Raw genomic sequence first — 12,919 nt, forward strand, 5'->3', positions numbered from 1 at the left:
GATTCTTATAAAAAAAACAAAAATGCCCCTCAGCTATTTGGCTGAGGGGCATTCTTTTTATAGTTACTTTGCATCATCCGTAGAGGGTAAATCCGGCAGTTGTTGAATGTAGCTGTTTGACATATTTAGAAGCCGCTGAACGGCGTCAAATTGTTCTTTTGTCGAACCGCCCTCTGTTTCAGAGCCATCGATTAGATTAAAGTTGTCTCCATCGTCGTAATCGACACCAGTTAAATACATGCTTGTGTCATTAATGAAAGAGCCGGTAGGCAAAAAGTGTCTGACAGGCAGCATGTTGGTCTGTTGGTTCATCAGGTCTTCTCCGAAATGGAGCTGGTCTTTCATTGAAATCCCTAACAGGTTAGCTACAGTTGGCATAATGTCGATTTGGCCGCCAGTTTGGCTGTACACGGCAGGTTCACCTACACCAGGGGCATGAACGATGAAAGGAACATTGAACATATCGGTATAACCATATTCGTGGCCGACCATTTCTTCCATTAACGATTTCTCGTTGCCATCAAGGGAGTATAGCGATACACCCTGATGGTCACCGTAAAAGACAATGACGCTATCATCCCATAGACCACTGGACTTTAATTGATCCAGGAATTGTCCCATTGCATAATCTGCGTAATTTTGAGCTAGAATATAGTTGCCAACTAGGGTGCCTTCATACCGTTTAGGCAGTGTCATTTTATTTTTCAACTCTGGCATTTTATAAGGGTGATGAGCACTCATAGAAATGACCATCGCGTAAAAAGGATCATCTTTAGCATCCATTTTGACTAATTCAGGAACAGTCTTGGCATAGAGTACCTCATCTGAAGCACCGAATGCGATATGATCATCATCCCCATAGAACGCTTGATCATAATACTTATCAAAGTCTAGAACTTTGTATAGGGTTTTGCGGTTCCAGAATTCTACGCTATTGGTGTGAAAGGTTGCTGTGTTATATCCATTAGCTTTCATCAACTTAGGCAGGCTCGGAAGCGCCTTATCCATATAATTGGATGAAGTGGCTACCTCGTGGTGGGGAACGTACAACGAAGTATTCACTACAAATTCAGCATCCGAAGTTGTTCCTTGCCCGGCATTAGTATAGAAGTTATTGAAATAATGTTCGCTTTTCAAAAGCTTATTTAGATTGGGTGTTACTTCCTGCCCGTCAATGCTCAGGCCCAGCAAAAAGTTCTGAAAAGATTCCATTTGTACCACGATTAGATTTTTACCTTGAGCTGCCGCCCAGTACTTCGGTGAGACAGGCTCTGTAATCCCTTTGGTCTCGTTAATGGATGGTTGCGTGATTTCTTTGCTGTCGATTATTTCTTCTGTTTCCCTTGTATCGGCAAAAATAGTATAGACCTCGTAATTTAGAATCCCCATACTCTCCGCTTTTTTGTTCTCGTTCATACTGGCATGATTTGGCCAAATATTAAAGACACAGACCGCCAAAGAAACACTGATGATTCCAAACAAAGCGGTCCGGTTCATGCGGCGGTTCATACCTCTTTCTTTCCAGATCGCAATATATTTCGGACGGAACATAAAAAACATGAAAACTACAATATCCACAAAAATGAACAAGTAGTAAGGGTCCAGCAATGAGTATGTGCTTTCTCCCACCTTAGTTACTTTATCTGCTTGTTCCAAGGCATGATAAGTAGCAATTACACCGTAATATTTGTAATACATTAGCACGGCAAAATATATGACTGAAATCAATAGGTTGGCTATCATGTAATACAGAAACTTTCGTTTGGAAGCCATCCATTCTATGAGTCCAAATACGATAAAGAAAAATGGGATCTCTGTCAGCAGCATGCTCCAGTTAGGACCGTCGCTAAAAACTACGAACCAGGCCACTGCGCATTTTAGCAGCAGGACGAAGCTAAAGACTAGGAAGGGTTTGTTTTTTATATCAAAATCTTTTTTCACTCGTTATCATCCTCTCTGATGCAATTACACCAAGGTCCTGCATATACCTGTATTTCATGGAAATCCGTTGCAATATGCCGAAGCTTATTATGCTCTCGAAGTTAACAAGTGTCAAAAGGTGGACGAGAGCCCTAGAGCGAAGCAACAGGCGATTTATGCCGCATAAGCAGGTAAAATCAACGCCAATCCCAAACTACAGGGTCCTATGCGTATAAAATGATTTTAATAATTTCCAGTATCCCGCAACTTTGTATAATATTCCTCAGTCTAAATATAGAGGAGTGATTAGAGAGGCGGGAATCAGATGACTAAGCGGCAGTTTGTAACGATGGTAACGATTTGTTTTTTTGTACTCTTAAACTCTGGATGTAATCAAGGGGAGAACTCCATAGTTGTGGAACCTGCTGCCTCTATAGCTTCAACGTCTGTACCACAGGTAACGCCAACATCTGCTCAAGTAACTATGATTTCCGAAGACTTTTTGCAAACACTGGATTATAAAGTTCAGAGCCATCCGGAGGCATTTGCAGTTGAGGTACCGCAGAACTGGGAGGTTAAGCTGGGGGAGTATCCAGTGGGACTTTACTGGCAATTAGCGAATGAGTTCTCTAAAGATGCAGGATTGGATTTGACACTGCTGAAGGGGACCACGGTAGAGGTGCAGCGGTATTCCTTAGTCGATGGTTTACCTGGTTCTGGCGAACAAAAAGAATTTTCTTATCCCTCCAACCTCGTTTTGCTTGTGCAATCAGGGAATACCGTTGGTGCGTGGCTGGAATTTAATATTCAAAGTATCGGCCCGTCGATTAAGAAGCGTAGCTTGACCGACATTACAGGACTTACATTTGAGGAGTGGACGGAGAGAGAAGGTTTGTTTGCTGAGGAAGGTGAGAATGGTGACTTAGCCTCATTAGGCCATTTCGAACTTCTGGATGCTTTCTTTCAGGCTATTCAGGATGGTAATCATACCCGTGCCCGCGCATGTTTGAATCCTAATGCCTTACTCACTGCATTGACGGTTAACCGTCAAACGCATCAACTCTATAACCCGGATTTTGGTGGTGAAAATGCTCTCAGTGAAAGTATTGTTGAGGCTAAGCCTACCTCTTATAAAGTGATGGATTATGATACTGGCTTAGAAATTAAAGACATCGGTGATCGCACAACGTTAAATATTGTGGTCGATCTGTATATGAAATCACTAAATCCCGTCTTCAATACCCCAGATGGCCGGGAGACTCGCTTCGCAGTGTTGACCAAACACGCTAACGGCTGGAAGATTGGAGGTTTTGGAACGGGACCGTGAGTTGTTGCGTTATCTTTATTTTTAATAAAAGGAGTGATCTCAAGTGTTTAAACAAAGCTTGATGTCAAAAGTGCAGGTAAGTCGGATTTGTAGAGTTGTTGTCGGGACTGTTCTTTGCCTGACTATAGTCTCACCCTTAGTGGCAGCAGCAGATAATGTTGTGAATTCACCTGAAGAAAAGAAATTATTGTCTGGCATCACCCAACTGGACGCTGGTGACAGAAGTGCGTATGCCGTCACTGCGGATGGAACAGCCTGGGCGTGGGGTGGTGGGTACGGCTCTATTGGTAATGGGGCGACCACACCAGCGTATACTCCCGTCAAAATGCATATCGATCATGTAAAGCAAATCTCAGGTGGTTATCGCCATAACTTGATGTTGAAGGACGATGGTACAGTGTGGGCGGTAGGGGGGAACGAGCATGGACAACTTGGCATTGGAACACAGTCTTCTAAGATTCTTGTAGAGCCTGTTCAAGTGCAAGGGCTAACAGATGTGAAAGCTGTTTCTGCGGGGGGCACCTTTAGCTTAGCTCTTCTTAAAGATGGAACGGTCTGGGCGTGGGGAGGCAATGAACAAGGAGAACTCGGTGACGATTCGCGGAAAAACAAGCTAACCCCGGTGCAGGTGAAGGGACTACCCACCGTCCTGTCTATAGCAGCGGGATCGAATAATTCAGTGGCTCTTGGTAACGGCGGAGAGGTATGGGTGTGGGGATCACAGCAACCACTGGGAACTCAGAAGGGCGTAATCTTAAAGCCTACGCTTATTAAAGGAAGCGGAGAATATAGAGCGGTTGATATGGATGGAGCCTATGGACTTTATGGGGCGGCATTGAGATGGGATGGTACAGTATGGATTTGGAATAATTACATAGATCCATATCTGGGAGAAGCTCTAAAGCCTGTTCAGGTTCCAGGACTTACAGACGTCATTTCGCTGACAACAGATTCCGCAGTGAAGGCGGATGGGACCGTGTGGCAGTGGACGGTTGGCGATAAGAACAAGATTAATGTTACACAGTCTAAAGGCATCCAGAATGCAGTTTCCATTACTAAAGGGAGCAGAAATCATTATGTACTCTTAAAAGATGGTCATGTCCTTGCCTGGGGGGCAAATGAATTTGGACAGACGGGTCTGGGGGTCAGAGAGATCGAGGTGAGTACGCCTCAGCTGGTGAAGAAATCTATTCAAGTGTTGTTGAATGGGAATGAAATGGAACTGACTATGCCGCCGTTACTAATCAATAATTCGACATATGTTCCTTTAAGAGGAGTCTTCGAGCAGATGGGAGTTAATGTTCGTTGGGATGTTCCATCGAGAGCTGTGGTTGCTGTGAAGGGATCTACAACGCTGATCTTGAATTCGGTAACTGGACAAACGACTGTTAATGGAAAGATTATCGCAACAGATCAAAAACCGGTCTTCATTAATGATAGCGTTTATGTACCCCTCAGATTGATAAGTGAAATGTTGGGGGCGCAGGTAGAATGGGATGCAGATGCTTATGCCGTTCGAATAAATTCCAATAAATAAGTTGACTATATATTAGAAGCTTTAGGCTGAACTCTCCTTCAGGGGAGCTCAGCTTTTTTGCGTGGAAGGCAGAAGATTTAGGGGGATATGCAATGACCGTAAACAAAGCGTACGCGATTTTGAAGAATGTGTGCGGGAATCTTTTCGAGGATTCTTTATACGGATGATGATGAATATTGGAAAAATGGGACAACTTATAATTATCCCAATGATCGTTCAATTATGGGCGCGAAACGGATGGGCATAGCAACAACGATTAATATTGGGACAAAAACGGGTAAGAGTATATTACGGCCTCTTTGTATTTGCTGCAGTGCTGTTGATTGGAATGTGTGGAAACCGAACTTCTTTAGGCGGAGTTGAAAGGGTGGTGAGATTTTTCATTGATTTTAAAATAAATCGTATGAAGTATAACCCTCTTGTGATAGAATAATCTAGTTGCCCTAGTTTTTGAAAATCCACTCTGTTCCAGCAAAACACCTGACCTATAAACGTGGATAATCGAGGAAATATGAGCATTTAAGAGTATTAACAAGATTTCTTAGAGATTTTACACAAAACACATCATTTTTTGTCGATTTTTATTGATTTATTCAAAAATATTATGTATAATCAGCCTTGTTGATTTTGCAAATGGAATTTTAGGAGGTTTTTATTTTGGGAAAAGCGTTAATTATTGGCGCTGGCGGCGTAGCAAGTGTTGTTGTTCATAAATGCTGCCAGAACCCGGATGTATTTGAAGAGATCTGCATTGCTAGCAGAACTGTCGCGAAATGTGACGCTCTGAAAGATAAATTAGCCGGAGGCCGCACGAAGATTTCTACTGCTCAGCTCGATGCAGATAACACGGACGAAGTCATTGAACTGATCAAGAGCTTTGAGCCGGATGTCGTTATTAATGTCGCTCTCCCATATCAGGACCTGACGATCATGGATGCGTGCCTGGCAACAGGAGTGCACTATGTGGATACTGCCAATTATGAACCACAAGATACAGCGAAATTCGAATATTCCTGGCAGTGGGCTTACAAAGAAAGATTTGAGAAAGCTGGCCTTACCGCTTTGCTCGGCAGTGGATTTGACCCAGGAGTAACTGGCGTATTCACGGCTTACGCGCAAAAGCACTATTTTGATGAGATCCATACCATTGATATTGTAGACGCCAACGCTGGCGATCATGGATATCCATTCGCTACAAACTTTAATCCTGAAATCAATATTCGTGAAATTACAGCTAATGGCCGTTATTTCGAGAATGGCGAGTGGATTGAAACTGCACCACTTTCTGAGAAGAAAGTTTATGATCTTCCGGAAATTGGACCTAAAGATATTTATCTTTTGTACCATGAAGAGCTGGAATCCTTGGCTGTTAACATCAATGGCGTGAAGAAGATCCGTTTCTGGATGACTTTCTCGCAGAACTACCTGACTCACTTGAAAGTGCTTGAAAATGTGGGTATGACTTCTATCGAGCCTATCATGTACGAAGGTAAAGAGATCGTTCCTTTGCAATTCTTGAAGGCAATGCTGCCTGACCCAGCTTCCCTGGGACCAAGAACAAAAGGTAAAACTAACATTGGATGTATCATCCAAGGTACTAAAGACGGTAAGCCAAAAACTTATTATGTATACAACGTTTGCGATCATGAAGAATGTTATGCAGAGGTTGGCTCCCAAGCCATTTCCTATACTACAGGCGTTCCTGCAATGATCGGAGCAATGTTAATTATAAAAGGAATCTGGAAGAAACCAGGCGTGTACAACGTAGAAGAGTTCGATCCAGATCCATTCATGGAAGCTTTGAATAAACATGGTCTGCCTTGGCAAGAAGATTTCTCGCCAACGCTGCTAGACTAAGGCGCGATTGATGGATATTGATATCAGCGTTGTCCCGTCACCATGTTACCTTGTAGATGAAAGATTGCTTACCCGCAATCTTGAGATTATGAATTCTGTACAAGAACGTACAGGAGCTAAGATTTTGCTCGCGCAAAAAGGCTTCTCTATGCACTCCTTGTATCCGCTAGTTGGCAAGTACTTGCATGGCGTAACTTCCAGCTCCTTATTCGAAGCCAGACTTGGCTATGAAAAAATGGGCAAAGAGGTTCATGTCTACGCACCAGCTTATGTGGACAGTGAATTCGATGAGCTTCTTGAATACTCCGATCACATTGTGTTCAATTCTTTTGACCAGTGGAATCGATTCAAGGATCGTGTGAAAAATGCACCGAAGCACATCAGCTGCGGCATTCGAGTGAATCCGGAGTATTCCGAGATCGAAGTTCCGCTGTATGATCCATGCTACAATTATTCCAGAATGGGAGTAACTCTCCCTAACTTTAGACCTGAAGAGCTTGAGGGGATTGATGGATTACACTTCCATACCATGTGCGAACAAAATTCTGACACACTGGAGCGTACGCTCAAGGTAGTCGAAGAGAAGTTCGGACCTTATCTCAAAGGGATGAAATGGCTTAATTTTGGTGGCGGTCATCATATTACACGTCCCGATTATGATCTGGAGACCCTTGTCCGCTGCATTTTGCATATGAAAGAGACTTACGGTGTGGAAATCTATCTGGAGCCAGGTGAGGCCGTTGCGCTTAATACTGGATATTTGGTAGCTACCGTTCTGGATGTTATGCATAACGGAATGGACATTGCGATTCTCGATACTTCGGCTGAATGCCACATGCCAGATGTACTGGCTATGCCATACCGTCCGAACATTATCGATGCTGGACAACCTGGGGAATATCCTTATACGTACAGATTAGGTGGAATGACTTGCCTAGCCGGAGATGTGATTGGAGATTATTCCTTCAAGGAGCCTTTGAAATACGGCGATAGACTCGTATTCCTAGATATGGCGCATTATTCTATGGTGAAGAACCATATGTTTAACGGCGTGAATCTGCCAGCTATCGTCAGCTACAATGACGAAGAAGGAATTAAAGTAATCAAACAGTTTGCTTTCGAAGATTTCAGCGGACGTTTATCTTAATAGAATGATCTAAAAAGGTGTCCCTTCAGGGACACCTTTTTTGCTATGGTTCCAGTCCTTTGAATGCGCGATTACATCTAGGAAAAGAGAAGTGATGCTAAGGACCGTATCAGCTATTGGTATTTATTAGCTTATTTAGCTAAGGTTATGGACAGGATAGCACTTATTGGCCGGATAGTGACTATTATTAGTGCGCATTTGGTAGAATTGCTGCAACTGAGTCCGATTGTATGCTGATACAGCCGATTTTTCGGAAATAGAGTCTCCTCGGTCCGATTCATGTTCGTGGGGATGGGGGGGAAGATAGATATCGAACCGTTTTTTCATAGGGATTCTTCTCTTGTTATTGGGTTTATCTTACAGTTGGATACTTGTATTACTGGAAAAGTTTCTTCATAATTAGCCGCTCACAAGTAAGGTCTCATGTGATACAATAATTTAGTCTGTTTTTAAAAATAGTTATTGAAGGGTCCGTATCTGAGGAGGAAGTCAGCATCAATGAAACATGCACCGTTTATTGCAGTGGAAGGCCCGATCGGGGCTGGAAAAACAACATTAGCTTCGATGCTTGCAGAGGAATTAAACTTACCGATTATTAAGGAGATTGTTGATGAAAATCCGTTTCTGGCTAAATTTTATCAGAACATGGATGACTGGAGCTTTCAACTGGAGATGTTTTTTCTCTGTAATCGGTACAAGCAGCTTGAAGATACAGTAACTCAATACATAGATAAAGGTAAACCGGTGATCTCGGATTATCATATTTATAAGAACCTTATCTTTGGGGAACGAACGCTGAAGGGAACGAAACGAGAAAAGTATCGAGAAATCTATCATGTGCTGACGGATGACCTGCCGAAGCCAAATATTATTCTCTATATAAAAGCGGATCTCGATACCTTGTTAAAAAGAATTGCCAAACGCGGACGCCCTTTTGAAGGGGATATGGATACTGCGTATTTGCAGCAATTGATAGAAGATTATGATGATGCGATGGCCTCTCTAGCGATTCAAGAGCCGTCTACCGTTATTATTACCATAGATGGAAATGCAGTCGATTTCGTGGAGAACCCAGAACACTTCGTCGAAATTGCCTCTCACCTAAAGGAGCTAATGAAATGAATCCATATAACATCCCAGATAACGCCATAATTACCGTGGCAGGAACCGTGGGGGTGGGGAAGTCCACTTTAACAGGTGCTTTGGCTAAAAGGTTGAATTTTCAAACCTCGCTGGAGCAAGTTGATCATAATCCTTATCTTGAAAAATTCTATCATGATTTTGAGAGATGGAGTTTTCATCTACAGATTTATTTCCTAGCCGAACGTTTTAAAGAACAGAAGAAAATGTTCGAAATGGGCGGTGGTTTTGTTCAAGATCGCTCGATTTATGAGGACACTGGTATTTTTGCTAAAATGCATGCGGATCAAGGCACGATGTCTAAGACAGACTATGAAACCTATACAAGCTTGTATGAAGCTATGGTTATGACACCCTATTTCCCGCACCCTGATGTACTGATTTATATTGAAGGCAGTCTTCCTTCTATTTTATCGCGAATTAATGAACGTGGCCGTGAAATGGAAATTCAAACGGACGTGTCCTACTGGGAGCATATGCATGGCAGATATTCGAAATGGATCAATGAGTTTACAGCTTGCCCAGTGCTCCGACTGAACATTGATGATTATGACGTGAATGATTCGGCATCAATGGCGGATATTCTTACGAAGGTAGGCAACACCATTCGTAAGCCTGTTGATACAATATAATAGTTGATGATTAGCAGCTCCCGTGGTTTGGGGGTTGTTTTTTTATATGCTCATAAAAAAAGACCCAAATCTATGATTTGGGCTAATAGGGAAGTGTCAGTTGTCCTAATCATAAAATACGAAAAGTAAATTAAAATGGTGTGGACATTGTAATGTGCTTAAGGGCCACCTCCTATTTTATTAGCCTTTTTTTATAAAAATAGGTTCCAGTCTAATAGAAACTAGTTATTGGTCCATGTCTAAAATTAATAAGATGCGTACACTGAACTATCTTTATAGGGAGGTGTACGCATTGAGTTGTCCAGACGATAAAAAGTGTCATAAGAAAAAAGTCGCCACTGTATTTCCTTCGAAAAGAAAAAGAAAAGAACATCGCCGAAAGGTTATTAAGAAGATTGTAAAAGTAACCTGTCCTCCACCAGAAGTGAATGTTACTACTCCCACAGTCGTTGGTGCTACAGGACCGCAAGGGCCACAAGGAGCACAAGGACTCCAAGGAATACAAGGGGCCCAAGGCATTCCCGGAGCTCAAGGAGTACGAGGACTCCAAGGAGCTGAAGGACCTCAAGGACCTGCAGGCGGCCCTCCGGGACCCCAAGGACCTCAAGGTGAACCCGGGCCAGCGGGAGCGATTGGTCCTCAGGGTGTAGCGGGCCCCGTTGGTCCTCAGGGTGCGCAAGGCGTTCCGGGTGCCCAAGGAGTTGTAGGTCCTCAGGGATCGCAAGGTTTACCGGGTCCTGCAGGAGCTATAGGACCACAAGGTTTTGTAGGAGCAACCGGAGCGCCGGGAGCACCGGGAGCACCGGGAGCGCCGGGAGCGCCGGGAGTAGCTGGAGCAACAGGAGCACCGGGAGCGGCCGGAGCACCGGGAGTAGCAGGAGCACCGGGAGCAGCAGGAGCAACGGGAGCAACCGGGGCACCGGGAGCAGCAGGAGCACCGGGAGCAGCAGGAGCCGCGGGAGCAACCGGAGCACCGGGAGCAGCAGGAGCAACGGGCGCAACCGGGGCAACAGGAGGCGTATTAGGTTTTGCTGATTTTTTTGCCCTAATGCCTCCTGATAATGCAGCAACTGTAGCACCGGGCACAGACGTAAGTTTTCCTCAAAACGGACCTACTAGCGGGACGACAATTGCACGAACAGGTCCTAGTTCGTTTAATTTAGCGGCAATAGGGACTTATCAGGTTTTGTTTCAGGTTAGTGTAACCGAAGCGGGACAACTCATCTTGACTCTTAATGGTGCGGATCTTGCCTATACTGTTGTTGGACGTGCAACAGGTACATCGCAAATCGTAGAAATGGCTATAGTGCAAACAACGGTCATTAACACCATCCTGACCGTTCGCAATCCTGCTGGTAACTCTACTGCACTTACTATTACTCCTCTCGCTGGAGGAACAAGATCTGTTTCAGCACATCTCGTTATTACACAATTAGCGTAACAAGGTGTATTTCGTATAGATAAGTTGTTCACCTTAATATTGGTGATTTTACTTATGATTATTGTAAAGAGGAGGACGAATGAAGGTCTTCCTCTTTACTCAGAGTATTTACTGGCTTTCAAAAAAGCAGCAATCGAACAAGTTCATTTTTTAATCAAGGTGATGCTAACATTCTATTGTTTTTCTATCGCCTAACGACTTGAAATTAATCATCTATTTATGTGAATTCTTTTGATTCTATCTTAAGATGCTATATCGGTTTCCTCATGATACAATAAAAGATAAGTTTATAAGGATGAGGTGACTTTAGTTGAAGTATGATTTCGATCGCGTAATTGACCGCCGTAATACTAGCTCTTACAAATGGGACCAATCCGAGAAGTTATTCGGTGAGAAGGATATTATGCCGCTTTGGGTGGCAGACATGGATTTTGAAAGTCCTCCCGCAGTGAAGGAAGCCATTCTGCGCCGCGCAGAACAAGGAGTTTACGGTTATAGTGTACCTAGTGATACTTATAAAGAAGCCATCACGTCATGGTTTAAAAGACGGCATGATTGGCAGATCAAACCGGAGTGGATTTCAGATTCTCCCGGAATTGTAACTTCCTTAAGTCTCTCTGTTGAACTGTTTACTGAGCCTGGGGACGAGGTTATTTTACAATCGCCAGTTTATTATCCCTTCTATGATGTCATTCAGATGAATGACCGGAAGGTTGCCAAAAATCCGCTTATCGTCCGTAATGGGCGCTTTGAGATGGATTATGAGCAGTTAGAAGGGCTGATGTTGGGGGGCGCGAAGCTGCTGCTGTTATGCAGTCCGCATAATCCAGGCGGTAGAGTATGGGAAAGAGAAGAGCTGTTGAAGCTCGGTGAACTGTGCTTGCGTCACGGAGTGACAGTAATCTCTGATGAGATCCATTGTGATTTGGCGCTTCCAGGGTATGAGCATATTCCTTTTGCATCCTTGTCTGAGGAAATTGCCAATATTACGTTAACTACACTTGCCGCGACCAAAACCTTCAATCTTCCGGGACTTCAATCCTCTTTTATCGTGTCCTCGAATCCGGAATTGAAACGTAAATTCGATCAAAAAATGAAAGCCTTGAGCTTACATATGGCTAGTTTCTTTGCGCAAGGAGCGGTACAAGCCGCTTACAATGACGGAGAAGAATGGCTGGATGAGCTGTTACAATATGTATCAGATAATGTGGATTATACGGTCAGCTATTTGGCGGAGCATTTACCACAGGTTCATGTGATGCAGCCGCAAGGAACCTACCTGCTCTGGGTGGATTGCCGCGAACTGAACTTGGAAATAGACGGTCTGAAGCAGCTGATGTACAAAGAAGCTAAAGTTGCGTTTAATGAAGGTTCTGTTTTCGGAACAGAAGGCAAAGGCCATCTGCGGATTAATCTGGCTTGTCCGAGATCCACGTTAGTTGAGGCATTGGAACGCTTTTGTAAGGCAGCCGCAGCTTATACAACGAAATAAACGGTGATTACTGAAGCTTGATGATTCCGCTAATGGGATCGTTAAGCTTCTTTATTTTGCAATAGGGTAAAAAGAATAATAAAATGGAGTCCATTACGACATGCAGGAGGACTGCAAATGAAATGGGTAGCTCAGCTTCCGTATTATAAGATACAACGGGAAATTAGGGATGGAGAACAACGAAGTGTTGCTTCCAATCGGCTAATGTATCTGTATCAAGATAGAATTGTAACTCGTCATCGGGAATTCCCGCTAAAAGATATTTTCGATATGTCTTATCGCTCAATGGGGGATATGGGTGGTATGTTCTATCTCCACACGAGTAAGGGCGTGTATGCTTATTTGATAGAGTGTGATCCTGAGCGGTTTATTGATGCTTTTAAAGAACAGGAATTGAATAAAAATTGAGCGATCCTCGTTGGCCGT

The 12,919-nt window shown here is 43.6% G+C and carries 10 protein-coding genes; 9 read left to right on the forward strand and 1 reads right to left on the reverse strand.

From position 1 onward, the window contains the following. Window positions 1–63: 63 nt before the first annotated feature. Window positions 64–1,941 carry an LTA synthase family protein gene (locus tag NYE58_RS12075; RefSeq protein WP_076276382.1) on the reverse strand — a complete coding sequence of 626 codons (1,878 nt, stop codon included), beginning with the start codon at window positions 1,939–1,941 and terminating at the stop codon, window positions 64–66. Window positions 1,942–2,245: 304 nt separating this feature from the next. Here NYE58_RS12075 and NYE58_RS12080 point away from each other — a divergent pair, with 304 nt between their 5' ends. The 9 genes from NYE58_RS12080 (at window position 2,246) to NYE58_RS12120 (ending at window position 12,901) form a co-directional block, all read left to right on the forward strand. After that, a complete protein-coding gene (locus NYE58_RS12080) occupies window positions 2,246–3,247 on the forward strand; it encodes a DUF4830 domain-containing protein (protein ID WP_341001971.1) in 1,002 nt (333 codons plus the stop codon). A 43-nt stretch (window positions 3,248–3,290) separates the two neighbouring features. Further along, a complete protein-coding gene (locus tag NYE58_RS12085) occupies window positions 3,291–4,784 on the forward strand; it encodes a stalk domain-containing protein (RefSeq protein WP_341001972.1) in 1,494 nt (497 codons plus the stop codon). Between the two features lie 657 nt (window positions 4,785–5,441). Beyond that, on the forward strand, window positions 5,442–6,641 hold the full coding sequence (locus tag NYE58_RS12090) for a saccharopine dehydrogenase family protein (RefSeq protein WP_341001973.1): 1,200 nt from the start codon (window positions 5,442–5,444) through the stop codon (window positions 6,639–6,641). A 10-nt stretch (window positions 6,642–6,651) separates the two neighbouring features. Beyond that, entirely contained in the window at window positions 6,652–7,788 is a 1,137-nt protein-coding gene (gene nspC / locus NYE58_RS12095) for a carboxynorspermidine decarboxylase (RefSeq protein WP_076125019.1), read from the forward strand. Window positions 7,789–8,286: 498 nt separating this feature from the next. Continuing rightward, complete coding sequence (locus NYE58_RS12100; protein ID WP_076276379.1) at window positions 8,287–8,910, forward strand: deoxynucleoside kinase; 624 nt, start codon at window positions 8,287–8,289, stop codon at window positions 8,908–8,910. Next, window positions 8,907–9,560, forward strand: coding sequence for a deoxynucleoside kinase (locus NYE58_RS12105; RefSeq protein ID WP_341001974.1), 654 nt, complete (start codon window positions 8,907–8,909; stop codon window positions 9,558–9,560). The genes NYE58_RS12100 and NYE58_RS12105 overlap by 4 nt, the downstream gene beginning before the upstream one ends. A 283-nt stretch (window positions 9,561–9,843) precedes the next feature. Continuing rightward, window positions 9,844–11,001 carry a collagen-like protein gene (locus NYE58_RS12110; RefSeq protein ID WP_341004250.1) on the forward strand — a complete coding sequence of 386 codons (1,158 nt, stop codon included), beginning with the start codon at window positions 9,844–9,846 and terminating at the stop codon, window positions 10,999–11,001. 310 nt (window positions 11,002–11,311) lie between these two features. Further along, window positions 11,312–12,493, forward strand: coding sequence for a MalY/PatB family protein (locus NYE58_RS12115; protein ID WP_076125027.1), 1,182 nt, complete (start codon window positions 11,312–11,314; stop codon window positions 12,491–12,493). A gap of 117 nt (window positions 12,494–12,610) precedes the next feature. Then, complete coding sequence (locus NYE58_RS12120) at window positions 12,611–12,901, forward strand: hypothetical protein (RefSeq protein WP_076276378.1); 291 nt, start codon at window positions 12,611–12,613, stop codon at window positions 12,899–12,901. The last annotated feature ends 18 nt before the right edge of the window (window positions 12,902–12,919 follow it).

It is taken from the genome of Paenibacillus sp. FSL L8-0708, from assembly GCF_038009325.1.
GTDB lineage: Bacteria > Bacillota > Bacilli > Paenibacillales > Paenibacillaceae > Paenibacillus_AQ > Paenibacillus_AQ odorifer.

Coding starts and splice junctions, on each gene's coding strand:
- NYE58_RS12120 (WP_076276378.1), top strand. CDS start 12,611: ATGAAATGGGTAGCTCAGCTTCCGTATTATAAGATACAACGGGAAATT.
- NYE58_RS12105 (WP_341001974.1), top strand. CDS start 8,907: ATGAATCCATATAACATCCCAGATAACGCCATAATTACCGTGGCAGGA.
- nspC (WP_076125019.1), top strand. CDS start 6,652: ATGGATATTGATATCAGCGTTGTCCCGTCACCATGTTACCTTGTAGAT.
- NYE58_RS12080 (WP_341001971.1), top strand. CDS start 2,246: ATGACTAAGCGGCAGTTTGTAACGATGGTAACGATTTGTTTTTTTGTA.
- NYE58_RS12100 (WP_076276379.1), top strand. CDS start 8,287: ATGAAACATGCACCGTTTATTGCAGTGGAAGGCCCGATCGGGGCTGGA.